This is a genomic window from Mycetocola saprophilus (assembly GCF_000718085.1).
Lineage (GTDB): Bacteria > Actinomycetota > Actinomycetes > Actinomycetales > Microbacteriaceae > Mycetocola > Mycetocola saprophilus.
In genome coordinates, this window is the sequence record NZ_JOEC01000002.1 from 78,787 (window position 1) to 101,740 (window position 22,954).

The window sequence follows — 22,954 nt, forward strand, 5'->3', positions numbered from 1 at the left end:
ACCGTCGGGGTGTGAAAATAAATCGTGAACTACGAGTTTGATTCCGATCCGTCGCGCCTGGACCTCGGCGCGATTTGGGAGTTTTTGTCTACCCAGGCACCCTGGCACCGGTGGCGTACCCGTGAGGACGTCGAGGCGCAGATTCGCGGCGCATGGCGCGTGGTGGGTGTGTATACCGAGCACGGCAACCAGATTGGTTTTGCCCGTGCCGTCTCCGATGGCATCAACGATGCCTACCTTGCCGATGTCTACGTTCTCCCCGAACATCGCGGCCATAATCTGGGTCGATTGCTCGTGGAGGAAATGATCGAAAACGGTCCGGGTCGAGATTTCCGCTGGACCCTGTTTACCTCCAGCGCCCACGGCCTGTATAGCAAGTTCGGGTTTGTGGAACCGACCCATACCTCGATGGTGCGCCCCGGTCGCCGGGCCGAACGCATCATGGAGGCCGTCCCGGACCTCATCCCCGCCGAATCCAACGTCCTGACGATGGAGCCCGCCGCCTAGCCCGCTTGTTACTCGGAACGCACGAAGCGGCGCCCGGATCCTGTTGGATCCGGGCGCCGCTTTCTGCGTTGTGGGCTACTTCTGCTCTTCGGCTGCCCGCTCGGCGGCGAGGATCTTGCGACCCTCGTTGCGCTCGTTGGTGCGCTGGTTGACGGCGCGCACCTCGGCCTGGGTGGCACGCTCGGTGACCAGCCATGCCGGCGGGTTGGTGAGCAGCTCCTTGATCTCGGCGGTGGTCAGGGCGGCGTCGGCCATCCCGGCACGGGACAGGCCCGATACCGAAACGCCGAGCTTGCGGGCCACCTCGGTCCGCGGGTGCGGACCGTTCAGGCGCAGTTCGGTCAGCCACTCCGGAGGGGTCTGCTGAAGCGCGAGGAAGGCCTCGCGGGTGATCGGCTCGGCTTGGAATGCCTCAGGCGTGGCCTGGAGGTAGATTCCGAGCTTCTTTGCCGCGGTCGCGGGTTTCATGTTCTGCTCGCTCATGCTCTTAGGGTAACCGTGATTGCGGGGTTGCAGAAATTTTCGGGGCGATCCCTGCCGTACTCTGGAGGTGGTGTTCCCGTCCGTGTGGGGGCACGCAGACCCAGGGAGGCACCGTGAGCGAGCACCAGAACCCGGAATCGGTTTCGGAATCCAGCGATCCGGCCGAGTCCACGTCCGCGATTTCCGCGCCCGTGGCCGGTGCCGATCAGGCAGCCGATTCGCTCCCCGCCGCCCCCGAGGCATCCGCCGCCTCCGAGGCATCCGCCGCCCCCGAGGCATCCGCCGCTCCCGCCGCATCCGGCGAACCCACCCCGGTGGATGCGCCGCCCGCCGACTTCCGTATCGCCTATGTATCCGGGGTCTCGCTGGGCAAGTGGGGCACGGCCTGGACCGAGCGCAACGCCCGCGTCCGCACCTCCTTCACCATGGGGGAGCGTGAGGATCAGCGCCGGGTGCTCACCGAAAACCTGGCCGACGTGAGCTTTGTGCGTCTCCCCTTTGATCGCGGGGATGACCTGCACCTGATCAAGCTCTACGAGGAAACCCCGATGGTGGTGCTGCCCAAGGGTCACGAGCTGCTTGAGCGCGCCGATGTGGGCCTGGCCGAGCTGGCCGACCTGCACCTGATCCAGGATCCGAGCGAGGTGCCCGGCTGGGCAGAGATCGGCACCGAGATGCTCGAGGGTACCCGCCCGGACCTGCCCTCCCCCGATCGGGTATCGGATGCGATCGAGCTGGTTGCCGCGGGCATCGGTTTCGTGATCCTGCCGCAGTCCCTCGCCCGCCTGCACGACCGTAAGGACGTCAAACACCGCCGCGTGAGCGGGGTTGCCCCCACCGAGATCGGGATCGCCTGGCGCATCGACGAGGACGACGCCGTGCGCGCCGAACGCGTTGAGGACTTCGTGGGCATCGTCCGTGGACGCACCGCCAACAGCTCGCGGGGCCGGGCCGAACCCGAACCCGAAAAGCCCGCAAAGAAGAAGCCCGCCCAGCAGCAGAGCAAAAAGCCCGCGCCGTTCCGCCCGCGTCAGCCGCGCAAACCCGCAAGCAAGAAGCGCGGTCGCCGCTAGATCCCGCGGCCCCCGGTGCCGCGTGGTGTCGGGGTGCCTAGTAGAATTGCCCGCATGGTGAGAATGGCTGAAGCCCTCGAGCGGCTGGAAAAACTCGCCGCTTCCCCGATCGTGTCGACCCTGTCGCGCGCGTTTGCCGAGGCGGAGTATGAGCTGGCACTCGTGGGTGGTCCGGTTCGCGATGCGATCCTCGGTCGTACGGTCAACGACTTCGATTTCACCACCAACGCGCGTCCGGATGACATCCTGCGCATCGTGACCCCGATCTCCGACGCCCAGTGGGACATCGGCCGCGAGTTCGGGACCATCGGTGCTCGCATCCACGGTGAAACGATCGAGATCACCACCTACCGCGCCGACACCTACGACGGCGTGACCCGCAAGCCCGTGGTGGCCTTCGGGGACACCCTGACCGGTGATCTCAGCCGCCGCGACTTCACCGTCAACGCGATGGCGCTGCGTCTGCCGCAGATCGCGCTCGAGGACCCCACCGGCGGCTTCCAGGACCTGGCCGATCACACCCTGCGTACCCCGATCGAGCCCGCCGTGAGCTTCGGCGATGACCCGCTGCGAATGATGCGGGCCGCCCGATTCTCCTCCCAGCTGGATTTCACCGTGGACGAGGATGCCCGCGCCGCGATTACCGAGATGACCGCCTCGATCGAGAACATCTCCGCCGAGCGGGTCCAGGCCGAGCTGAGCAAGCTGCTGCTGACCGATAATCCGCGTCCGGGCATCGAGCTCCTGGTAGACACCGGAATCGCGGACATCGTGCTGCCCGAGCTGCCCGCGCTGCGCCTGGAAGCCGATGAGCACCACCACCATAAGGACGTTTACCAGCACTCACTGACGGTGCTGGAGCAGGCCATCAGCTACGAGCATGAGCGCCACCCCGGGGCCGAGCCCGACCTGGTGCTGCGCTGGGCCGCGCTGCTGCACGACATCGGCAAGCCGGCCACCCGCAAGCTGGGGCCCGGCGGCACCGTGACCTTCTACCACCACGATCTGGTGGGTTCCAAGCTCGCCAAGAAGCGCCTGGGGGCGCTGCGCTATGACACCGCGACGATCAAGGCCGTGGGTCGCCTGGTCGAGCTGCACATGCGCTTCTTCGGGTACACCGAGGCGGCCTGGGCGGACTCCGCCGTGCGCCGATACGTGCGCGACGCCGGCGATCTGCTGGAGCGCCTGCACATGCTGACCCGCGCCGATGTGACCACCCGGAACCGCCGCAAGGCCGACCGGTTGGCCTTTGCCTATGACGATCTTGAGGCGCGCATCGCCGAGCTGGCCGAGCAGGAGGAGTTGGACGCCGTGCGTCCGGACCTCGACGGCAACCAGATTCAGCAGATCCTGGGTATCGCCCCGGGTCGCGAGGTGGGTGAGGCGTATCGCTGGCTGTTGGAGCTTCGCCTGGACGAGGGACCCCTCGGGCCCGAGGTTGCGGCCGAGCGCCTGCACGCGTGGTGGGCGGCTCGCGAGTCCGGCGAGTAATTTCGCCCCTGGTGTCCTGATCGGGTCGGATTCGAAATTGTTTTTCGGCCGGGGTTCGGTGACCCTGTTCCCCGGAATGGCGGGTTTTTTCGGGGTGCGCCGGGTGGATTTCGGTGACTGATTACGTCGATGCTGCCTTGTCAATAGCGCGGCAACGATGAAATAGTTAACGAAAGTGTCACGTTTTTCGTGATCGTGGTGACGAATCCAGGTGTTCGTCACCACTGTTTTTTATCCCCCTCGACGGTGGGACCTTCCCGGCCGATGCCGGGCCCACGTTCACCTGGAACGAACGAAGGACGTAAACCTCCATGATCCGAAAAAAGCTCTCCGCGGCCGCCATCATCGGTGCCGCCGCGCTGCTCCTCTCCGCGTGCTCGGGGACGAATGGCGCCTCCGACTCCGCCAGCGGGAGCGGCGAGGGTACCGAGCTGACCGTGCGTGTCTGGGATGAGGCCGTGGCCAAGTCCTACCGCCAGTCATTTGATGCCTTCGAAAAGGAAAACTCGGACATCAAGGTCAACGTGAAGACGGTTGCCTGGAGCGACTACTGGACCACCCTACGCAAGGACGTGGCCGCCAAGAGCGCCGACGACCTGTTCTGGATCAACGCCTCGAGCTACCCGGCCTATGTGGACAGCGGTAACCTGCTGGACATCGGTGCCACCCTCGGCGACGGTGCCAAGGGTGACTGGGAGCCCAGTGTGGTGGATCAGTACACCCGCTCGGGCAAGCTCTGGGGTGTCCCCCAGCTCTACGACGCCGGCATCGCCGTCTACTACAACGCCGATCTGCTGAGCGCCGCCGGGGTGGACCCCAAGACCCTGAACGACCTCACCTGGGACCCCAACCCGGAACAGGACACCTACCTGAAGACCGCCCAGGCACTCACCCGGGATGCCGCCGGGGTGGCCGCCGGGGCCGAGGGCTATGACGGTACCGCGGTGACCTATGGCACGAGCCTCAACAATGACGGCCAAGCCATCATCCTTCCGTTCATCGGCTCCAACGGGGGCGAGTTCCAGGACGGCGACGCGTTCACCTTCGCCAACCCGGCCTCCGCCGAGGCGATTAAGTACGTGGTTGACGCGATCAACGTCTCCAAGGTCGCCCCGCCCGCCGCCGAAACCAGTGCCAACACCGACGTGGTGCGCGATCAGTTCCTCGCGGGCAAGCTGGCCACCTTCCAGTCGGGGATCTACAACCTCAAGACCGTCTCCGAGCAGGCCGGGTTCAAGTGGGGCGTCGCGATGCTCCCCGCCGGTCCCGAGGGCCGCGTCTCGGTGACCAACGGCATCGCCGTGGCCGGTAACGCCAACGCCGATAAGGCCAAGCAGCCGGCGATCAAGAAGCTGCTGGCCTGGCTCGGGTCCACCCAGGGTGCCACCTTCATCGGTCGCGAGGGCACCCACGTCCCCGCGGTGGTGGATGCCCAGGCGAAGTTCTTTGACTACTGGAAGGGCAAGGACACCAACGTGGCCCCGTTCTTCGACGTGATCAAGGACGGTAAGACCATTCCGCCCTTCCACGGGGGCAAGTTTGTGGCGGGTCAGGAGGCCTACACCCCGCTGTTCAACGAGATCTTCGAGGGCAAGCTCGACGTCAAGGAGGGCCTGAAGAAGGCTCAGGACGCCGGAAACGTGGCCGTCAACGGCTAGTTCATCCGCATTCACGACACCCCGTTCCCCTCTGGGAAACGGGGTGTCGTGCTTTCCACAGGCCGGATAACGCGGTGGAGTTGTCCACAGGGGCGACACGCGCGGTCAAAATCAAGTAGACTGAGCAAGTTGTCCATTTAAGCCCCCTTCTGGGGCGAGGATCGGCAACGATGCAGAACCCTCCTGTCACAGAAATCCTGTGGCCGTTCGAGTCCGAAGGAGGTGGGTTAGTGACGCATCAGTATGAACTCATGGTTATTCTCGACCCGGAGATTGACGAGCGCACGGTTGCACCGAGCCTCGACAAGTTCCTGAACGTCATCCGCAACGATGGTGGAACCATCGAAAAGGTTGACATCTGGGGCCGTCGTCGTCTGGCGTACGAGATCAACAAGAAGGCCGAAGGCATCTACGCTGTCGTCGACTTCACCGCTACCGCTGCCGCGACCACTGAGCTGGACCGTCAGCTCAAGCTGTCCGAGGCCGTCATGCGCACCAAGGTGCTGCGTGCCGAGGAAGCAATCGCTCAGGTTGCCGTGGAAGCCGAGCGCGCAAGCGCCAAGGCCGCCCGTGCTGCCGCTAAGGCCCAGTCGGCCGAGGCGAAGGCCGAGTAGTTTCGATGGCCGGCGAAACGATCATTACCGTGGTGGGAAACCTCACCTCGGACCCGGAGCTGCGCTACACGCAGTCCGGGCTGGCGGTCGCCAACTTTACGATCGCATCGACCCCGCGTAACTTCGATCGTCAGTCGAACGAGTGGAAGGACGGCGAAGCGCTGTTCCTCCGCGCTTCGGTCTGGCGCGAGTTTGCCGAGCACGTCGCCGGATCGCTGAGCAAGGGAAGCCGTGTCATCGCGACCGGTCGCCTGAAGCAGCGTTCCTATGAGACGAAGGAAGGCGAAAAGCGCACCGCGATCGAGCTTGAAGTTGACGAGATCGGTCCGTCGCTGCGGTACGCAACCGCTCAGGTCACCCGTGCACAGTCCTCCGGCGGTGGAGCTCGCTCCCCGCAGCAGGGTGCCGTATCGGATGAGCCCTGGGCCAGTGCCGCGCCGTCGTACAACAACGCGCCGTCGAACAACGCGTCCTCCGGAGCAGATGCCTGGAACACTCCCGGCACCTTCGGGGACGACACTCCCTTCTAAGAAATTTTCTTCGAGCCTTCGGCTCGAGGTAGCACACTAAGGAAATCATTATGGCTGGAAAGTCTGGCGGCCCTGGCCGCAAGCCTGCCCGCGGTAAGGGCGCAAAGGTCGTCGCTCCCGCGAAGGCTATCCGCGTCGGCGTCATCGACTACAAGGATGTCGCAACCCTGCGCAAGTTCATCTCCGAGCGTGGAAAGATCCGCGCCCGTCGCATCACCGGTGTTTCCGTCCAGGAGCAGCGCCTCATCGCACGTGCCGTCAAGAACGCACGTGAGATGGCTCTTCTCCCCTACGCCGGCTCCGGCCGCTAAGGAGTAAGCAAATGTCGAAGGTAATTCTGACCCACGAGGTCACCGGTCTCGGTGCCCCCGGGGACGTTATCGAGGTGAAGAACGGCTTTGCCCGTAACTACCTCGTGCCCAAGGGCTTTGCTGTTGTCTGGACTCGCGGTGGCGAGAAGCAGGTTGAGCAGATCAAGGCGGCTCGCGCCGCTCGTGCACTGCACAACCTCGAGGACGCTCAGGCGCTCAAGGCAAACCTGGAGCAGGGCAAGGTCAAGCTGACCGTCAAGGCCGGTCGCGAAGGCCGCCTGTTCGGTTCGGTGAAGACCGCTGACATCGCCGCCGCCGTTTCGGCTGCGGGCGCTGGCGAGATCGACAAGCGTAAGGTCGAGATCCCCAACGCGATCAAGGCAACCGGTGACCACAAGGTCCTGGTTCGTCTGCACGACGAGGTTAGCGCGACCATCACCCTTCAGGTGGTAGCCGCTAAGTAGTTGATTCACCCCTCGGGGTGCATCGCCAAAACGGCCCCGGATCTTGGATCCGGGGCCGTTTTGCGTTGTTTAGGGCTAGCCGCAGGTTGAGGGGGCGGGATGGTGCTCGACCAGCTTGTGGAGGAACCACAGGGCGTCGGGGACCAGCATGGCCGCGGCGACTCCGTGGCCCACCGCGGGGGCCTGGACGCTGGTGATCGGGGCTCCGCGGGAGCACCACTGCGAGACCAGGTCGGCGGACTGTCCGGCGGGGATGATGTCATCGGCGGGGCTCTGCCCGATCAGCATCGGGAAGGTGGGTGTGCCCCGGCCAATGGTCTGCTCGTCGATCACCCGGGAGTATTCGGGGACACGGTCGATCAGCTCGGTGACCGACTCGCCGCTCGTGGTGAGCGATCGCAGCGGGGTGGTGCCGTAGCGATCGCTGGTGGGACTCACGCAGTTATCGGCCGCCCAGGCGCGAGCCTCGAGTCCGGCCGCGTTGAGATAGTTATCGGCGCTAATCCCGGCGAGATCTCCGATCGAGGTCAGGGCGAAGAGCAGAATGGATCCCGCGGGCCGTTCCTGAACGTAGCCGGCTACCGCGTGCAGGTTGGCGGGCACGCCGCCCGCATATCCGCCGAGGATCGGCAGTTCCGGCGCATACGCGGCCGCGCGCTCGGCGGCGGCCGCGCTCGCGCCCCCGCCCTGCGAGTAGCCGTAGAGCATCACCGGAGACGTGGCGCTGATCGAGGGAAGCCCGGTCTGCGGGGCGGCCCGCGCGGCGTCCAGGACCGCGTTTGCCTGGCTCACGCGCGCGAGATAGGTCGCGTCCAGGGTGGTGCCCATGCCCTCATAGTCGGTGACCACCACCGAATACCCGGCCAGGAGCAGCGCGGTGACCTGGAACGCCTCATACTCGGTGCCCGCCACAAACTGACGCGAGGGGGCGCAGTCGGCTCCGAGGCCCTGGGTGCCCGGGGCGAGGGTGACGAGGGGTCGTTCTCCGGTGCCCGAATAGGCGTTCCAGGGGGTAAACACGGTGCCGGTCACCACGGTGGGGGTGCCATCCGTGGAGGTGCTGGAGTACATGATCACCTCGGCCTGGGCCGGAACGCGAAGGTTTTCGGTATAGAGCTTGGCGTCGATGGGTTGCTGCCGGATCAGTCGGCCCGGCGTCGCGGGGATGGGGGTGGGCACCTCGTAGAAGGAGCGATCCACCTCGCGGGCGAGACTCCGGGCATCCAGCGACGCCTCCCCGGGCTTCGGAGCGACAGCCGCGGGCGGACCCGAGGGCGGATCCGCGGGCGGTGCGGTGCCCGGCGCGGCGTGGGCACCGACGGCGGGGACAAACAGGGTTCCGGCAAGTAGCAGGGCGAGGGAACCGGCGTACAGGGTGGTGCGTGAAGCGGTGATCCTCATCGATCCTCCGAGGTTAGGGGTGTGATGTGGGAGGAGTGAATCAGACCGGTGTGTGAGGAAAACGAACGTCCGGCAAATGGAACGCCGTAATCTACGGCACCAATCGGCCGCGGTCAAGTAGTTGTGCACACGAGGGCTGTGTATGACGGCAACATTCATCCATCGGTGGAGAGAGTTTTTCCCACATCCATGTGGAGAGATAAAACCCCTGGTTATCCACATATATATGGCTAAACTTTTTTCTTATCCACAGGATCCCCCACAGGTTGTGCACAATGGTTGCGGAGTTTCCCGCAGATTCTCCACAGAGTTATCCACAGGTGTATTTGTGATTCGTGGGGGTGCTCCCGTAGCGTGGTCGAGGATCCCTCTCGCGGCCCGAATTCTCCGGCCGGTGCAGGGGTCCGGTGTCGGTGGTCCGTGGTGTGCTTATACCGCGCGACGATGGTCGACACGGCGGTTATCGCGCCCGGCGTGAAGGAGTAAATCGGTGTCTATTGCGGATCTTGGCCTGTCGGACCCGGGCCTGGGCGAAGGCTCGCGTGCCGAGCGTACCCCGCCCCACGATCTGCTTGCCGAGCAGTCGGCCCTGGGCGGCATGCTGCTGTCCAAGGACGCCGTGGCCGATGTGGTCGAGACCGTCCGCGGAACCGACTTCTACGTGCCCAAGCACGAGATCATCTACGACGCGATTCTCTCGCTCTACTCGCACGGTGAACCCACCGATGTGATCGCCGTGACCGACGAGCTGATCAAGCAGGGTGAGCTCTCCCGTGCCGGCGGTGCCGACTACCTGCACTCGCTCACCAGCCTGGTCCCCACCGCGGCCAACGCCGGGTACTACGCGAGCATCGTCGCCGAGCGTGCGCTGCTGCGCCGCCTGGTGGAGGCCGGGACCCGGATCGTGCAGATGGGGTACCAGGGTGAGGGCGAGGCACTCGACCTGGTCAACAACGCCCAGGCCGAGATCTACGCGGTCAACGGCAACGTCGACACCGAAGACTATGTCCCCCTGACCGATGCCCTCGGTGCCGCGATCGACGAGATCGAGGCCGCCGCCGGCAAGGACGGCCAGATGACCGGTGTGCCCACCGGCTTTGTCGAGATGGACGAGCTCACCAACGGCTTCCACCCCGGCCAGCTGATCCTGGTGGCCGCACGTCCGGCCCTGGGTAAGTCCACGCTGGCGCTCGACTTCGCCCGCGCCGCCTCGATCGGCAACAACATGCCCTCGATCTTCTTCTCCCTGGAAATGGGTCGCGCCGAGATCGCGATGCGTCTGATGGCCGCCGAGGCCTCGGTTCCGCTGCAGAACATGCGTAAGGGAACCGTGGACCAGCGCGACTGGACCAAGATCGCCGCGACCCGCGGCAAGATCAACGATGCCCCGCTCTACATCGACGACAGCCCCAACATGACCCTGGTGGAGATCCGCGCCAAGTGCCGCCGGCTCAAGCAGAAGGTGGGCCTCAAGCTCGTCGTGATCGACTACCTGCAGCTGATGACCTCGGGTAAGCGGGTGGAAAGCCGCCAGCAGGAGGTGTCGGAGTTCTCGCGATCGCTCAAGCTGATGGCCAAGGAGCTTCAGGTGCCGGTGATCGCGCTGTCGCAGCTGAACCGTGGACCCGAGCAGCGCGCGGACAAGAAGCCCGCAATCTCGGACCTGCGTGAGTCCGGTTCGCTTGAGCAGGACGCCGACATGGTCATCCTGCTGCACCGCGAAAGCGCGTATGACCGCGACAACCCGCGCGCGGGTGAGGCCGACCTGATCGTGGCCAAGCACCGTAACGGTCCCACCCGGGATGTGACCGTGGCGTTCCACGGGCACTTCTCCCGCTTCGCCGACCTCGCCCCCGGTTCCTAGGCGCGCCAGCGATTCTCGGGCACGCTCTGTTCCCGGGGTTCGCGGACCTCGCCTTGGGTTCCTAGGCACCACAGCCTGTTTCGAGACCCGAATTTTGCGGGCGGAGGTGTACGTGCTCGCGGGCGGCGTTGCGCGCTGGCTGGCGTAGACTGGGTGGGATCGTATAAATCCTGGGAAAGAGGATAAGTCGTGGCCACGTCCGAAGCCGTTCACACCGGCGATACCCCGCCCGCGCTGCCCTCCGGGAGCTGGCTGCTGCCGCTCTCGCGTGCGGTGATTGCGGCCGTGGTGGCGCTGGTCATCACCTTCTCCAGCGACCACTCCCCGCAGCTGGGTCTCACGGCATTCGCCGCGTATGCGCTGATCGAGGGACTCATCCAGCTGATCTGGGGTGCCCGCAACGTGCCCGTTCGGTTCGGCCGCGGTGCGACCCGCGCACAGGGCGCGGTCGGCGTGGTTGCCGGCATCGCCGCCCTGCTGATCTTGCTGACCTCCCCCGCCGCGCACCTGATCGGCCTGCTCGGCCTGATCGCCGGATGGGCGCTGATCAGCGGTGTGCTCGAGCTTGTTGGCGGGCTGCGCGCCCGCGGACGCCTGGGCATTGCCCGCGACTGGATCGCCGTGGGGGCGTTCACCCTGCTGCTGGCAGTCGCCGTGCTGCTGGTGCGTCCGGACTACGTTCACAACTTCGGTGGTGACGGCAAGACCCCTCCGGGTGTGCTGAACGCCTCGATCATGACCGTCGGCCTGTTTGGAGCGTATGCGGCCATCGTCGCTGCCTACCAGGCGATCGCCGCACTCTCCCTGAAATGGGCCCCGGCCGCCAAGGTGGTCCCCGCAGTTTCCGTCTCGAAAGGCGACTAGTACATGACCTCCCCCGCAGCCGACCAGGAGCCCGAAACCACCCCGGCGGCACCCGCCGCTCCGGAATCGGTGCCCGGCACCGCAGCCCAGCCCGGCTCGGACGCACGGCCCGCCACGAATGCCGAGCCCGCCTCGGGTTCCCAGCCCGCTGCGGACGCTCAGCCCGCCGGCGAGGCTCCGGCCGCGGAGACCGCAAACGCGTTTGACGCGGCCGCGCAGGTCGCTCCGGTGCCGCCGCGCAAGCCCACCCGTCGCGAGATTCTGCGTCCGGTGGAGCTGCTGGTGATCGCCCTGATCTTCGGTGGATTCACCGGTCTGATCGCCGCCTACGCCTCCCGGGAGCCGATGCTCGGTCTCATTCTCGGCGGCGTCGCCTTCATCGTGGGGCTGATCGGAATCGCGATGTTCTCGCTGGCGATCAAGCCCGATGACTTCGAGGCCCGCGACATTCACGCGCAGGACACCGAGGGCGACCAGCGCCCCCGCGCCCACTAGGCATCACCCGCGCACCCACCCTCGCCCGCGACCCGAACGCCGATTCGGATCGCGGGCTTCGTGGTTTCGGGACGGTGGCGCGTGAACGTGGGCATAGGCGCGGCGCTCGGCCCGCGCTACGCTTGCACCGATGAGCGAGAACGCAGCACCACAATCCGCCGAGAACGCGACCCTGCACGCCCGCCTGGCCGGCCTGGAGGCCGAAAACGCGCGCCTGCGGGGAACTCGATCCGCCGGGCGACGCCTGCGCTGGATCGGCGCCGGTGTGCTGCTGGCGCTCGGGGCCCTGCTTGCCCCGGTCGCCATCGTGGCCAACTGGGCGGCCACCCAAACCGCCCAAACCGAGGTGTTTGTGGACACCTTCGAGCCGCTGCTGGCCGAACCCGAGGTGCGATCCCTGATCGCGAGCGAGGTCAGCCAGGCGATCATCGACGCCGCGGATCTCCCGTCCCTGACGGCCAGCGCCTTTGAGGGGCTGGGGAATCTTGATGTCCCCGAGCGCGCTCGCACCGCCCTGAACGCGTTGCAGGGCGTCGCGGTGGCCGGGATGAACGGGCTGATCGAGCGCACGGTGGACGAGCTGATCGCCTCCCCCGCCTTCACCCAGCTCGCCACGGGTCTGCTCACCCATACGCATCGCGAGGTGGTGGCGGCGCTCTCGGGCACCGAAAACTCCCTGCTCACCCTGGGCAGCGACGGCAGTCTCGGCGTCCAGCTCGGCCCGATCATCGATGCGGTCAAGTCTCGGCTGCAGAGCGAGGGGGTCGGGATTGCCGCGGCGATCCCCACGGTGGATCGCACGCTGGTTCTGGTGCAGGCCGATGAGCTGGCCCGCCTGCGTCCCGGCTACGCCCTCCTGCAGGCCGCGGGAGCCTGGCTTGCACCCCTGGGGCTGCTCGCGCTTCTCGGTGGCGTCCTGCTGGCACCCAGGCGTCGGTCCGCGGTGCTGTGGGGTGCCGGACTGCTCGCCGGGGTGCTGCTCCTGGTGGTGCTGGCCCTGAACATCGGCGTGAGCGTGCTGACCCCGAGCCTCGGTGCCAGCCTGGGCTCGGTTCCGGTGGCCCACCTGGTGCTGGAAACCGGGATCGGGTTTACCCGGGATCTGTCGATCACCGTGTCGATCATCGCCCTGCTGGTGGGGATCATCGCCTGGTGGACCGGTCCCTGGCGCACGCCCCGGACCCTGCGCGGTGCGAGCACAGTCCTGTTCACCCGGGCTCGGTCCTTCGGAGATCGGCACGGCATCGGAACCGGCCGGTTTGGCCGTCGCCTGAGCCTGCTCGCGCCGACGATCCGGATTGTGCTGGCCCTGGGGGCCGCGGCGATCCTGATCTGGGGGCGTCCGCTTACCGTGGGCCTGGTGATCTGGACCCTCGTGGGTGGCCTGGCGGTGATCATCCTGCTGGAGCTGCTGCGCCGCCCCGCGGAGCTTGTACCCGCCACCGAACCCGACCGGGCACCGCTGCCCGCATAGCCGGCCGCCCCACAACACAAACGCGGCCCCGGGAATCCCCGAGGCCGCGTGCGTGGTTGCCGATTAGGGCAGGAAGTCCACCAGCTCGGCCGACAGTCCCACGTAGGTCGCGGGGGTCAGCGCAAGCAGGCGGGCCTTGGCCTCGTCGCCGATTTCCAGCTTCTCCACAAACGCGATCAGGTCGGCCTGGCCGATGCGCTTGCCGCGGGTGAGTTCCTTGAGCAGCGCGTACGGGTCCTCGATCGAGGAGCGTCCGGCGGCCACCTCGGCGCGGATCACGGTCTGGATCGCCTCGCCCAGGATCTCCCAGTTGGCGTCGAGGTCGGCCAGCAGGGCCGCACGGTTCAGCGAGATTTCGCGCAGTCCGCGGGCCAGGTTGTCCAGGGCCAGCAGCGAGTGGCCGAAGCCCACGCCGATGTTGCGCTGGGCGCTCGAGTCGGTCAGGTCGCGCTGCATGCGCGAGGTCACCAGGGTCGCGGCGAGCGAGTCGAGGATCGCGCTGGAGAGCTCGAGGTTGGCCTCGGCGTTCTCGAAGCGGATCGGGTTGATCTTATGCGGCATGGTCGAGGAGCCGGTGGCGCCCGCCTGCGGGATCTGGGTGAAGTAGCCCATCGAGATGTAGGTCCAGATGTCGGTTGCCAGGTTGTGCAGCACGCGGTTGGCGTGGGACACCTTGCCGTACAGCTCGGCCTGCCAGTCGTGGGACTCGATCTGGGTGGTCAGCGGGTTCCAGGTGAGCCCCAGACCCTCGACGAACTCCTTCGACAGCGCGGGCCAGTTAGCCTCGGGCTCGGCCACCACGTGGGCGGAGAAGGTGCCGGTGGCACCGGAGAACTTGCCCAGGTACTCGGTCTGCTGGATCTGGGTGACGATCCGCTCCAGACGCCAGGCGGTCACCGCGAGCTCACGGCCCATGGTGCTCGGGGTCGCCGGCTGGCCGTGGGTGTGCGAGAGCATCGCCGCGTCGCGGTGCTCGTGGGCCAGCTCGCGCAGGATGTCGATCACGCGACGCAGGCCGGGCAGCCAGACCTCCTGCACGGCGGCGGAGACGGTCAGCGCATAGGAGAGGTTGTTGATGTCCTCGCTGGTGCAGGCGAAGTGGGTCAGCTCGGCAATGCTGTCGAGACCCAGCTCGCTCAGGCGGTGACGCACCAGGTACTCCACGGCCTTCACATCGTGCCGGGTCACGGCCTCCTTCTCGGCCAGCCACTCGATGTCGGCCTGCGAGAACTCGGTGTACAGGGCGCGCAGCGCATCGATCTGCTCATCGCTCAGCGGCGAGGTCCCGAAGGCACCGCGACCGGTCAGCGCGATCAGCCATTCCACCTCAACCTGAACGCGGGCGCGGTTCAGGCCGGCCTCGCTGAGGTACTCGCCCAGGCCGCTGACGGCGGCCTGATAGCGGCCATCGAGGGGGCTGAGGGGCTGGATGGGAAGTGAGGTCATCGAGAGGCTCCTGCTCGGATCGCGGGTTGTATTTGGCGAAAAAGTTGTTCGCACGCCTTCCTAATCATGACAAAAACCGCGTCAAACACCGCATCGTCCGCATAATAGGGGTCGGGAACATCGCGCAGATGAGCCTGCGCGCTATCAAAACTCAGCAGGAGCGCCACCTTATCGGCGTCCTCGGGGGTGGGGGCACCGGCGCGCAGCACGCGTTCATGGCTGCGATCCAGGGCCACCAGCAGATCGAACTCGTCGTAGTGTTCGGGCTGAAACTTCTGGGCACGGTGGGCGCTGCCGTCGTAGCCGTGCCGGGCGAGGGCGGCGATCGTGCGATGGTCGGCCTGCTCCCCCACGTGCCAGTCGCCGGTGCCGGTGGAGATGATCCGCAGCGAGGAGGCCAGCCCCGCCTCCTCGGCGAGCCCTCGCAGGATGACCTCGGCCATCGGGGACCGGCAGATATTGCCGGAGCAGACAAAGTTAATCGCGAATGGCTGCGCGGGCACGGACACGGCCTAGCGTCGTCTTTGCTGGGGGCGCAGGATGGCGCCGATGATCGCGTTGATGATCGAAATCACGATGGCGCCGAGGATCGCCCAGCCCAGGTTCTCGACCCGCAGGCCGAATCCGAACCACTCGGTGACGGATGCGACGATCAGCAGCAGCACCCCGTTGATCACAAACGAAATGAGCCCCAGCGTGATCACGTAGAGCGGAATCGCCACGATCTTCACGATGGTGCCCAGGATGCCGTTGACCACCGCAAAGATGAAGGCAACGATCAGATAGCTGAGCCCAATCTGCCACCACTGGTCATCCGAAAACGGGCGCACGGTGACGCCGCTCAGCAGCAGCGTGGTGAGCCAAATCGCAATCGCGTTGGTGATTAATCGCAGGAGAAAATTTCCCATATGCTCCACTATCGCAGTTCTTGCGGCGAGTCGCACTACATTCCAGCGCCGGTATCGGCGGATGAATAGACTTTGGTGGTGGATAACGTACAACGAACATCTGTGAAGCTGAGGCCGGAGATCCTGGCCTCGCCGGTTTACCGGCAGGGACGTCCCGCGAGCGACGACGCCTTCAAGCTTTCCAGCAACGAGAATCCCTTCGCCCCACTGCCCGCCGTGCTGGCCGCGGTGACGGCCGAGCTGGAAATCAACCGCTACCCCGACGCCACTGCCGCCTCACTGCGTGGCGCGCTGGCCGCACGCCTGGGTACCACCGCGGATGAGGTCATCATCGGATCGGGTTCGGTGGCGCTGCTGCAGCAGTTCATCCTGGCCGCCGCCGGTCCCGGCGACGAGGTCGCCTATGCCTGGCGCTCATTCGAGGCGTATCCGACCATGGTGACCGTGGCCGGTGCCACCTCCGTGCAGGTGCCCAACCGTGCCGACGGGGGCCACGATCTGGAGGCCCTGGCCGCCGCGATCACCCCGCGCACCCGCGTGGCAATCGTCTGTAGCCCCAATAACCCCACCGGCGTGACCGTGACCGCCGAGGAGTTTGCAACCTTCATGGACGCGGTCCCGAGCGACCTGCTGGTCCTGCTGGATGAGGCCTATGCCGAGTTTGTGCGCGACCCGGAGGCCGTGGACGGCCGTACCCTGGTCGGCCGCTACCCCAACCTGGTGATCCTGCGAACCTTCTCCAAGGCTTATGGCCTGGCGGGTCTGCGGGTGGGCTGGGCCACCGGGCCCGAGGCCATCCTGGATGCCGCCCGGGCGACCGCGATCCCGCTGGCCGTCACCGGTGTCGCTCAGGCCGCCGCCCACGCCTCCCTTCAGGCCGAGGCCGAGCTGCTGGAGCGGGTCGAGGCCATCGCCCGTCGTCGCGGCACCCTGATCGCCGCGCTGCGCGAGCAGGGCTGGAACATTCCCGCCAGCGAATCCAACTTCATCTGGCTCGCCCTGGGCGAGCACACCTTCGATGCGGCCGAGCGCTTCTTCGACGCGGGGCTGGTTACCCGGCCCTTCGCCGGAGACGGCGTGCGGATCAGCATCGGCGAGGAAGAATCCCTCGCCCCCCTCCTCGCCACGGCGGCGGAGATCCTATCCGAGCTGCCCGCCGGCCACCCGGCCCGAGCAGCCTAACCGGAGAACATCATGACTCTTCACACCGAACAAGCCCCGGAGCCGGTACGGTTCCTGAGCGCCGACGGCACCTTCGCGCCGACCCCGGCCGCCGAACCCTTCCTGGCGCGCCTGGACAGCCTGACCGATGCCCACCATGAGCGCTTCTACCGCGACATGGTCTCGGTGCGGGCGTTTGACCGCGAGGCCACCAACCTGCAGCGTCAGGGCGAGATGGCCCTGTTCCCGCCGAGCGAGGGCCAGGAGGGTGCGCAGGTGGGCTCGGCCCACGCCGCCCGTCCGCAGGACCACATCTTCCCCTCCTACCGCGAGCACGTCGTGGGCATGATCCGCGGGGTCGACCCGGTGAACATCCTCAGCCTGATGCGCGGGGTGACCCTGGGTGGATGGGATCCCACCGATCCCAAAAACGGCAACTTCCACCTCTACACGCTGGTCCTCGGCTCGCAGACCCTGCACGCCACCGGCTACGCGATGGGGCAGCTCTTCGACGGTGCCAGCGGCACCGGCAATGTCGAGACCGACGAGGCCACGATCGTCTACTTCGGCGACGGATCGACCTCCGAGGGCGATGTGAGCGAGGCCCTGGTCTTCGCCGCGAGCCACCAGACCCCGCAGGTCTTCTTCCTGCAGAACAACCAGTGGGCCATCTCGGTCCCGGTTTCGGTGCAGTCGCGCACCCCGCTATACCTGCGCGGCGCGGGCTTCGGCCTGCCCAGCGTGCAGATCGATGGCAACGACGTGCTGGCCAGCTATGCGGTCACCTCGCAGTTCCTGGACGAGGCCCGCGTGGGCCAGGGTCCGCGCTTCATCGAGGCAATGACCTACCGGATGGGTGCGCACACCACGAGCGATGACCCCACCAAGTACCGCACCAACGAGGAGCGCGCCGAGTGGGGTCAGCGTGACCCCATTGTCCGCTTCGAGGCCTACCTGCGGGCCCGGGGTGCATCCGAGTCGCTGTTCACCAGCGCCGCCGAGGATGCCAAGGATCTGTGCGCCGACGTGCGTGCTCGCACCCTGGCCCTGGAAGCCCCCGACTTCCCCACCATGTTTGAACACGTGTACTCCGAGGAGCACCCCCGCATGCGGGAGCAGTCGGACTGGCTGACCCGGTATGAGGCATCGATGACGGAGGACAACCGATGAGCGAAATCGTGAACATGCCGATGGCCAAGGCGCTTAATGCCGGGCTGCGCGCCGCGCTCGCCGCGGACGAGAAGGTCCTGTTGATGGGTGAGGACATCGGCCCGCTGGGTGGCGTCTTCCGCATCACCGAGGGCTTGCAGGCCGAGTTTGGACCGCGCCGGGTGCAGGACACCCCGCTGGCCGAATCCGGCATCGTGGGCACCGCGATCGGCCTGGCCATGCGCGGGTACCGTCCGGTGTGCGAGATCCAGTTCGACGGCTTCATCTACCCGGCCTTCGACCAGATCGTGTCCCAGCTGGCCAAGCAGACCAACCGTCACGGTGGCACCCTGTCGATGCCCGTGGTGATCCGGGTCCCCTACGGCGGGCACATCGGCGCCGTCGAACACCACCAGGAGAGCCCCGAGGCTTACTTCGCGCACACCGCGGGCCTGCGCGTGGTCAGCCCCTCGACCCCGAACGATGCCTACTGGATGATCCAGGAGGCCATTCAGAGCAATGACCCGGTGCTGTTCTTCGAGCCCAAGAGCCGGTACTGGCCCAAGGGCGAGGTGAACCTGACCGAGTCGCAGCTGGGCCTGCACCAGAGCCGCGTGGCCCGCGAGGGCACCGACGTGACCCTGATCGGCCACGGCGCCATGGTGTCCACGCTGCTGCAGGCCGCCGAGGTGGCCGCGGGTGAGGGCATCAGCGCCGAGGTGGTGGATCTGCGTTCGATCTCCCCGATCGACTACGGCCCGCTGCTGGATAGCGCCCGTAAGACCGGCCGCGTAGTGGTGGCCCAGGAGGCCCCCGAGAACGCCTCGGTGGGTTCGGAGATCGCCGCGACCCTGGCCGAGAAGGCGTTCTACTCGCTGGAGGCCCCCGTGCTGCGGGTGTCGGGGTTTGACACCCCGTTCCCGGCTGCGAAACTTGAAGGACTGTACCTGCCCGACGCCGACCGCGTACTCGACGCGGTGGACCGGGCCCTGGCGTACTAGAAGGAGACGAGATGAGCGAGCAGAGCTTTCCCCTGCCGGACGTAGGCGAGGGCCTCACCGAGGCCGAAATCGTCTCCTGGAAGGTGGCCCCGGGCGACCGGGTGGAGATTAACGACACCCTGGTGGAGATCGAGACGGCCAAGTCCCTCGTTGAGTTGCCGTCCCCGTTTGCGGGTACCGTCAGCGAGATCCTGGTGGCCGAGGGCACCACGGTGGATGTCGGGACCCCGATTGTCACGGTGAACGACGGTTCCGCCGCCGCGCCGGTGGCCGCCCCCGCCCCGGATGCCGCGGTGGTCGAGGCCGCCGCCGACACCCAGTCCACGATTGCCGCCGAGCCCGAGGGTTCGGGGTCGGTGCTGGTGGGTTACGGATCGGCCGGATCGGTGACCTCGCGTCGCCGCGGCCGCCCGACCCCCGCGGCCGCCCCGGTGCCGCCGCTCAGCGTGCCCGCGGCCTCGGCCAACCCGATCATCGCCAAGCCGCCGATCCGCAAGCTGGCCAAGGACCTGGGCGTGGACCTGTCTGCGGTTCAGGGCACCGGCCTGGTGGGCGAGATCACCCGCGATGACGTGGTGCGTTCGGCCGGTCAGGCCAGCGTGTTCCGCAACATCGAGACCCCCGCCTGGGCACCCGAGCGCGAGGAGCGGATCCCGGTCAAGGGCATGCGCAAGGCTATCGCGCAGGCGATGGTGCAGAGCGCGTTCACCGCGCCGCATGTGAGCGTGTTTGTGGACGTGGATGCGACCCGCACGATGGAGTTTGTGAAGCGCCTCAAGGCCTCCCCCGACTTTGCCGGCGTCAAGGTGTCCCCGCTGCTGATCATGGCCCGCGCGATCATCTGGGCCGTGCGTCGCAACCCCACGGTCAACGCCACCTGGACCGAGAACGAGATCATCGTGCGTCACTACGTGAACCTCGGCATCGCGGCGGCCACCCCGCGCGGCCTGATCGTGCCCAACGTCAAGGAGGCTCAGGGCATGTCGCTGCTTGAGCTGGCCAAGTCGCTTGAGCAGCTCACCCTGACCGCCCGGGACGGCAAGACCACCCCGGCGGATATGCAGGATGGCACGATCACGATCACCAACATCGGTGTGTTCGGGATGGACACCGGTACCCCGATCCTGAACCCCGGCGAGGTCGGAATCGTGGCACTCGGCACGATCAAGCAGAAGCCCTGGGTTGTGGACGGCGAGGTGCGTCCGCGCTTCGTGACCACGATCGGTGGATCCTTCGATCACCGCGTCGTGGACGGCGATGTGGTCTCCCGCTTCATCGCCGATGTGGCCTCCATTATCGAGGAGCCCGCGCTGCTGCTCGACTAGCGATTTTCGCCCCACTCACCCCCGGGTTGTCTCAGAGACAACATGCCCGGGGGTGAGTGCGTTTGTCCGGGTTTGCATGTACGTGATGTAACGTTCCGGTAACGCCTCGATATTTAGCGTTTGACCAGCTTTTTACCGCGACTCAGATCGCGGTATTTTTGTGCCCTGAGCGCGATCTCAAGGTTCTCGATTGGCAACTCACCCCCGAACCTTGTTAGCGTGGTTGACGGACAAAGGTCCGCAACGAGCCCGCGGCCGGACGTCATTTTCAGTGGAAATGACACCCGGGCGTATGGTCAGTCACGCCGGCGGCGATCCCATGATCGCCCCGGGCATGCCACCCTTCGCCACCCGATTACCACCGATGTTCGGGAAGGCTTGAGCACGGGGGTATGCCGGGCGCGGAAGACCCGGACGTAAGAGCGAGTGTCACCCGGCCGCTGGCGGAAACGTCGCCCGGATGACCGGAAAAAATCTGTGTCACATAACTTTGCGGTAGAGGCTTCGGGCCTCTACAAAATTTTCGGAAAAAAGCCGCGAGAAGCCCTGAATAAACTGCGTGCCGGCGCATCCCGCGAGGAGATCGCAGGCCTCGGTACCGCCGCCGTCATCGACGCGTCCTTCGACGTGAAGCCCGGCGAAATCTTTGTGGTCATGGGCCTGAGTGGTTCGGGAAAATCCACCCTGATCCGGATGCTCAACGGTCTGTGGGAGCCCACCGCGGGTTCCGTACGGGTCATGGGCAAGGAAATCGCCGGGATCCCGGCGAGCAAGCTGCGCGAGATTCGCCGCGAATCCATCTCGATGGTGTTCCAGCACTTCGCGCTGCTGCCGCACCGCACGGTGCTGGATAACGCAGCCTACGCGCTGGAAATCCAGGGAGTGCCCGCGGCCGAGCGCCGTGCCCGCGCCATGGACATCCTGGCCCGGGTGGGCCTGGAGGGCTGGGAGCAGAAGATGCCCGGTCAGCTCTCCGGTGGCATGCAGCAGCGGGTGGGCCTCGCCCGCGCGCTGGCCTCGGACACCGATGTGCTGCTGATGGATGAGGCCTTCTCGGCCCTGGATCCGCTGATCCGCCGCGAGATGCAGGAGCAGCTGGTCGACCTCCAGCGCGACCTCGGCAAAACCATCATCTTCATCACCCACGACCTCAACGAGGCCATGTTCCTCGGCGACCGGATCGCCGTGATGCGCGATGGCCGCATCGTCCAGGTGGGCACGCCGGATGAGATCCTCACCGACCCCGCCAACGACTACGTCGCCCAGTTTGTGCACGACGTGGACCGCGCCCGGGTGCTGACCGCCGAGGGCGTGATGGAGGCCCCGCACGCGGTGGTCCAGCTCTCCGCCGGTCCCCGCGCCGCCCTCCGGGTGATGCGGGATCGCCAGACCTCTACCGTGTTTGTGCTCGGCCCCGGCCGGACCCTGCTCGGGGTGGTGCGTGACCGCGAGGTCCTCGACCTGGTGCGTGCGGGGGCACGGGATCTCTCCCCCGCCCTGCGCGAGACCGCCGCGACCGTGACCCGCGACTCCCTGCTGGTGGACCTGTTCGAGCCCGCCGCCGAGAGCCCGATGCCCGTTGCGGTGGTTGATGATCAGAACCGCCTGGTGGGCACCGTTCCGCGGGTGACCCTGCTGGCCGCCCTGGCCAACGTGCAGCCCGTCATCACCGCCGAAAACGCCATCATCGCCCCGGCCACCGTCCCGGTGGACGTGATCACCGCCACGCTGCGTGCGACCGGTGACGCGCCCGAATCGGCAACCACGAGCACGGGAGGTCACGCATGATCGCGCCGATGACGGGCGGCTGGGACCGCTTCTTAGAGACCGGCCGGGTGCCGCTGGGCGAGTGGGTCGAGTCGATCGAGAAGTTTGTGACCACAAACCTCTCGGGCTTCTTCGACGTCATCCGCGCCATCTTTAAGGGCATGTACGACGCGGTGGACACCGTGTTTGCCGGACCGCCGTTCTGGATCATCATCCTGGTGCTGGTCCTCGCGGGCCTCTGGGTGCGCGGCTGGAAGTTTGCGCTGGGGATGCTCGCCGGGCTGCTGCTCGTGGTGGGTGTCTCGCAGTGGGAAAACGCGATGCACACGCTCGCGCTGGTCATCGTGGCCAGCGTGATCGCGCTGATTATCGCGGTACCGCTGGGTATTCTGACCGCGAGATCGGATACCGCCTCGGCCATCGTGCGCCCAATCCTGGACTTCCTGCAGACCATGCCCGCGTTTGTCTACCTGATCCCCGCCCTGGTGCTGTTCCGGGTGGGTGTGGTGCCGGGTATCGTCGCCACGATCATCTTCGCGCTGGCCCCCGGCGTGCGCTTCACCGAGCTGGGTATTCGCGGCGTGGACCGCGAGGTGGTCGAGGCCGGACAGGCCTTCGGTGCCTCCCCCGGTCGCATCCTGCGCCAGATTCAGCTGCCGCTGGCGATGCCCACGATCATGGCCGGTGTGAACCAGGTCATCATGCTCTCGCTCTCGATGGTCGTGATCGCCGGCATGGTGGGCGCCGAGGGCCTGGGAACCGACGTGGTTGCGGGTCTGACCCAGCTCAACACCGGACTGGGTGTCGAGGCGGGTATCGGTGTGGTGATCCTCGCCGTCTACCTCGACCGGATGACCGCCGCCCTGGCCAAGCCCCGTCAGCGGCGCTTCCCGCGCAAGCGTGCCGCCGCGGCTCAGGAAACCCCGGCGCCCGTCGCCGCATAACCAGGCAATACACACATTTTCGAT

The 22,954-nt window shown here is 66.6% G+C and carries 23 protein-coding genes; 18 read left to right on the forward strand and 5 right to left on the reverse strand.

The annotated features are described in order from the left end of the window. Positions 1 to 24 precede the first annotated feature (24 nt). The gene (locus tag IE92_RS0106030; protein ID WP_081863993.1) at positions 25 to 507 is read left to right on the forward strand and encodes a GNAT family N-acetyltransferase; all 483 of its coding nucleotides are present in this window, start codon (positions 25 to 27) and stop codon (positions 505 to 507) included. 75 nt (positions 508 to 582) lie between these two features. Here the strand turns inward: IE92_RS0106030 and IE92_RS0106035 are convergent, their stop codons facing one another. Then, on the reverse strand, positions 583 to 990 hold the full coding sequence (locus IE92_RS0106035; RefSeq protein WP_043321635.1) for a DUF5997 family protein: 408 nt from the start codon (positions 988 to 990) through the stop codon (positions 583 to 585). A 113-nt stretch (positions 991 to 1,103) separates the two neighbouring features. Here IE92_RS0106035 and IE92_RS0106045 point away from each other — a divergent pair, with 113 nt between their 5' ends. From IE92_RS0106045 to rplI, 7 genes are all read left to right on the forward strand, one after another. After that, positions 1,104 to 2,063 carry a LysR substrate-binding domain-containing protein gene (locus tag IE92_RS0106045; RefSeq protein WP_051701754.1) on the forward strand — a complete coding sequence of 320 codons (960 nt, stop codon included), beginning with the start codon at positions 1,104 to 1,106 and terminating at the stop codon, positions 2,061 to 2,063. Positions 2,064 to 2,117: 54 nt separating this feature from the next. Then, positions 2,118 to 3,554 carry a CCA tRNA nucleotidyltransferase gene (locus tag IE92_RS0106050; protein ID WP_030147612.1) on the forward strand — a complete coding sequence of 479 codons (1,437 nt, stop codon included), beginning with the start codon at positions 2,118 to 2,120 and terminating at the stop codon, positions 3,552 to 3,554. Positions 3,555 to 3,865: 311 nt separating this feature from the next. After that, on the forward strand, positions 3,866 to 5,212 hold the full coding sequence (locus tag IE92_RS0106060) for an ABC transporter substrate-binding protein (RefSeq protein ID WP_030147613.1): 1,347 nt from the start codon (positions 3,866 to 3,868) through the stop codon (positions 5,210 to 5,212). Between the two features lie 230 nt (positions 5,213 to 5,442). After that, the gene (gene rpsF, locus IE92_RS0106065) at positions 5,443 to 5,826 is read left to right on the forward strand and encodes a 30S ribosomal protein S6 (RefSeq protein ID WP_030147614.1); all 384 of its coding nucleotides are present in this window, start codon (positions 5,443 to 5,445) and stop codon (positions 5,824 to 5,826) included. Between the two features lie 5 nt (positions 5,827 to 5,831). Beyond that, entirely contained in the window at positions 5,832 to 6,356 is a 525-nt protein-coding gene (locus IE92_RS0106070) for a single-stranded DNA-binding protein (RefSeq protein ID WP_030147615.1), read from the forward strand. 50 nt (positions 6,357 to 6,406) lie between these two features. Then, a complete protein-coding gene (gene rpsR / locus IE92_RS0106075; protein ID WP_030147616.1) occupies positions 6,407 to 6,667 on the forward strand; it encodes a 30S ribosomal protein S18 in 261 nt (86 codons plus the stop codon). Between the two features lie 11 nt (positions 6,668 to 6,678). Further along, on the forward strand, positions 6,679 to 7,131 hold the full coding sequence (gene rplI / locus IE92_RS0106080) for a 50S ribosomal protein L9 (protein WP_030147617.1): 453 nt from the start codon (positions 6,679 to 6,681) through the stop codon (positions 7,129 to 7,131). Between the two features lie 75 nt (positions 7,132 to 7,206). On the opposite strand, the gene IE92_RS0106085 is transcribed toward rplI, so the two are convergent. Further along, positions 7,207 to 8,532, reverse strand: a complete 1,326-nt coding sequence (locus IE92_RS0106085; protein WP_051701753.1) for a lipase family protein — start codon at positions 8,530 to 8,532, stop codon at positions 7,207 to 7,209. Between the two features lie 490 nt (positions 8,533 to 9,022). Here IE92_RS0106085 and dnaB point away from each other — a divergent pair, with 490 nt between their 5' ends. The 4 genes from dnaB (at position 9,023) to IE92_RS0106105 (ending at position 13,229) form a co-directional block, all read left to right on the forward strand. After that, a complete protein-coding gene (gene dnaB / locus IE92_RS0106090) occupies positions 9,023 to 10,396 on the forward strand; it encodes a replicative DNA helicase (RefSeq protein ID WP_030147619.1) in 1,374 nt (457 codons plus the stop codon). A gap of 189 nt (positions 10,397 to 10,585) precedes the next feature. Further along, positions 10,586 to 11,260 carry a DUF308 domain-containing protein gene (locus IE92_RS0106095; protein ID WP_051701752.1) on the forward strand — a complete coding sequence of 225 codons (675 nt, stop codon included), beginning with the start codon at positions 10,586 to 10,588 and terminating at the stop codon, positions 11,258 to 11,260. Positions 11,261 to 11,263: 3 nt separating this feature from the next. Further along, positions 11,264 to 11,755 carry an MntP/YtaF family protein gene (locus tag IE92_RS18735; RefSeq protein WP_051701751.1) on the forward strand — a complete coding sequence of 164 codons (492 nt, stop codon included), beginning with the start codon at positions 11,264 to 11,266 and terminating at the stop codon, positions 11,753 to 11,755. Positions 11,756 to 11,885: 130 nt separating this feature from the next. After that, positions 11,886 to 13,229, forward strand: a complete 1,344-nt coding sequence (locus IE92_RS0106105; protein ID WP_030147622.1) for a hypothetical protein — start codon at positions 11,886 to 11,888, stop codon at positions 13,227 to 13,229. Between the two features lie 63 nt (positions 13,230 to 13,292). Here the strand turns inward: IE92_RS0106105 and purB are convergent, their stop codons facing one another. Genes purB through IE92_RS0106120 form a run of 3 tightly spaced genes read right to left on the reverse strand, consistent with a single transcriptional unit; the run spans position 13,293 to position 15,583 of the window. Further along, entirely contained in the window at positions 13,293 to 14,675 is a 1,383-nt protein-coding gene (gene purB, locus IE92_RS0106110) for an adenylosuccinate lyase (RefSeq protein WP_030147623.1), read from the reverse strand. Beyond that, positions 14,672 to 15,178: a low molecular weight protein-tyrosine-phosphatase gene (locus tag IE92_RS0106115; protein ID WP_281173589.1), complete on the reverse strand. Its 507-nt coding sequence runs from the start codon at positions 15,176 to 15,178 to the stop codon at positions 14,672 to 14,674. Before IE92_RS0106115 ends, purB begins: the two co-directional genes overlap by 4 nt. A 9-nt stretch (positions 15,179 to 15,187) precedes the next feature. Beyond that, positions 15,188 to 15,583, reverse strand: coding sequence for a phage holin family protein (locus tag IE92_RS0106120; RefSeq protein ID WP_030147625.1), 396 nt, complete (start codon positions 15,581 to 15,583; stop codon positions 15,188 to 15,190). A gap of 102 nt (positions 15,584 to 15,685) precedes the next feature. On the opposite strand from IE92_RS0106120, the gene IE92_RS0106125 reads away from it, so the two are divergent. The 6 genes from IE92_RS0106125 (at position 15,686) to IE92_RS0106150 (ending at position 22,930) form a co-directional block, all read left to right on the forward strand. Beyond that, positions 15,686 to 16,765 (forward strand): histidinol-phosphate transaminase, encoded by a 1,080-nt coding sequence (locus IE92_RS0106125; RefSeq protein ID WP_030147626.1) that lies wholly within the window; start codon positions 15,686 to 15,688, stop codon positions 16,763 to 16,765. Between the two features lie 12 nt (positions 16,766 to 16,777). Beyond that, the gene (locus IE92_RS0106130) at positions 16,778 to 17,914 is read left to right on the forward strand and encodes a thiamine pyrophosphate-dependent dehydrogenase E1 component subunit alpha (protein WP_030147627.1); all 1,137 of its coding nucleotides are present in this window, start codon (positions 16,778 to 16,780) and stop codon (positions 17,912 to 17,914) included. After that, positions 17,911 to 18,894, forward strand: coding sequence for an alpha-ketoacid dehydrogenase subunit beta (locus IE92_RS0106135; RefSeq protein ID WP_030147628.1), 984 nt, complete (start codon positions 17,911 to 17,913; stop codon positions 18,892 to 18,894). The genes IE92_RS0106130 and IE92_RS0106135 overlap by 4 nt, the downstream gene beginning before the upstream one ends. A gap of 11 nt (positions 18,895 to 18,905) precedes the next feature. Further along, the gene (locus IE92_RS0106140; protein WP_030147629.1) at positions 18,906 to 20,219 is read left to right on the forward strand and encodes a dihydrolipoamide acetyltransferase family protein; all 1,314 of its coding nucleotides are present in this window, start codon (positions 18,906 to 18,908) and stop codon (positions 20,217 to 20,219) included. 477 nt (positions 20,220 to 20,696) lie between these two features. Further along, positions 20,697 to 22,007, forward strand: a complete 1,311-nt coding sequence (locus IE92_RS0106145; RefSeq protein ID WP_030149764.1) for a quaternary amine ABC transporter ATP-binding protein — start codon at positions 20,697 to 20,699, stop codon at positions 22,005 to 22,007. Further along, positions 22,004 to 22,930, forward strand: coding sequence for an ABC transporter permease (locus IE92_RS0106150; protein ID WP_245601230.1), 927 nt, complete (start codon positions 22,004 to 22,006; stop codon positions 22,928 to 22,930). The genes IE92_RS0106145 and IE92_RS0106150 overlap by 4 nt, the downstream gene beginning before the upstream one ends. Positions 22,931 to 22,954 lie beyond the last annotated feature (24 nt).